At 37.6% G+C, this 1,544-nt stretch carries 2 protein-coding genes and 1 pseudogene; all 3 read right to left on the bottom strand.

Annotation, left to right across the window (positions count from 1 at the left end):
• Nucleotides 1-244: pseudogene (locus ACT8VG_RS11130) on the bottom strand (bifunctional phosphoribosylaminoimidazolecarboxamide formyltransferase/IMP cyclohydrolase); the annotation flags it as partial.
• Entirely contained in the window at nucleotides 241-831 is a 591-nt protein-coding gene (gene purN / locus ACT8VG_RS11125) for a phosphoribosylglycinamide formyltransferase (protein ID WP_022424500.1), read from the bottom strand. The pseudogene ACT8VG_RS11130 and the gene purN, both read right to left, overlap by 4 nt.
• The coding region (purM, locus tag ACT8VG_RS11120) for a phosphoribosylformylglycinamidine cyclo-ligase (protein ID WP_444195925.1) at nucleotides 825-1,544 on the bottom strand (720 nt) is incomplete at its 5' end. The genes purN and purM, both read right to left, overlap by 7 nt.

Genomic DNA, 1,544 nt, shown 5'->3' with positions numbered 1-1,544 from the left:
GTTCTTCTACATCTCTTCTAAATAGAATACCACCATGTACTTTTGGATGAAGTGTCTTAACTCTTCCATCAAGAATTTCAGGGAAACCTGTCACATCATCAATTTCTATAGCTTTTACACCTGCTTCTAATAGTTTCTTATATGTTCCACCAGTAGAAACAACTTCAAATCCTAATTCTTCAAGACCTTTCGCAAATTCAACAATACCTTCTTTATTTGTAACTGATACTAACGCTCTTTTCAACTGATCTTCACCCTTTCATTTTCTACAGAAACACGTCCTTCACAATATAAAGCAACAGCTTCTGGTAAGATTTCATGTTCGATTTCTAAGACACGTGCCTGAATATCTTCAGGCGTCTCTAAATCTGAAATATCAACTGCTCTTTGTAAGATGATTGGTCCACCATCCACTTCTCCAGTAACGAAATGAACAGTTGCACCTGATACCTTCACACCTCTTTTAAACACAGCTTCATGGACATGCATTCCATAGAATCCAGGACCACAGAAAGATGGAATAAGTGAGGGATGAATATTAATAATACGATTCTTATATTGTTCAATCAGCTTATCTCCAACAATAGCAAGATAACCTGCTAATACAACAACATCAATCTTTTCTTCTTCAAATCTCTTTAAGATCTCATCTTCATCCTTGATCCATTCTGCCTGAATACCATGAAGACGGGCTCTTTCTAAACCGTAAGCCTTCTTACGGTTAGAAATAACCAGACGGATCTGTCCATTGATTTTTCCGGCTTCACACGCATCGATGATGGACTGAAGATCAGTTCCACCACCAGATACGCATACAGCTATGTTTAGCATAATTCTGCTCCCTTTTCACCTTCAGCAATATAACCTACTTCATAGCTTTCATAGCCAGCAGCATTAATTGCTTCGATAGTCTTTTCAACATCTGCAGGATCAACAGCAAGAACCATACCTAATCCCATATTGAATGTGTTGTACATCATCTTTTCTTCAACGTTTCCTGCTTTTGCAATTAAGCCAAAGATAGGAGGTACTTTATAGCTGTCCTTCTTAACAACAGCCTTTACACCATCAGGTAACATTCTAGGAAGGTTTTCATAGAATCCTCCACCAGTAATATGGCTGCATCCTTTAACCTTGATGCCAGCATTCTTTACGCTCTTTAATGCTTTTACATAAATCTTAGTAGGAGCAATTAATGCTTCACCTAAAGTAGTACCTAATTCATCATAATAAGTATCCAAAGATTCTTTAGTCATTTCAAATACGCTACGTACTAAAGAGAATCCATTACTATGTACACCAGTAGATGCAATACCAACTAAAGCATCACCAGGCTTGATTGTAGAACCATCAATAATATCTTTCTTGTCTACAACACCTACTGCAAAACCAGCTAAATCATAATCATCAACAGGCATTAAACCTGGATGTTCTGCAGTTTCACCACCAACAAGGGCACATTCAGACTGAATACATCCTTCAGCAACACCCTTAACGATAGTCGCAATCTTTTCAGGATAATTCTTACCACATGCAATGTAATC

It is taken from the genome of Catenibacterium sp. (assembly GCF_052354645.1).
GTDB classification, from domain to species: Bacteria; Bacillota_I; Bacilli_A; order Erysipelotrichales; family Coprobacillaceae; genus Catenibacterium; species Catenibacterium mitsuoka_A.
Note: the sequence above shows the minus strand (reverse complement) of the source record. Positions and strands in the feature narration are given on the sequence as shown.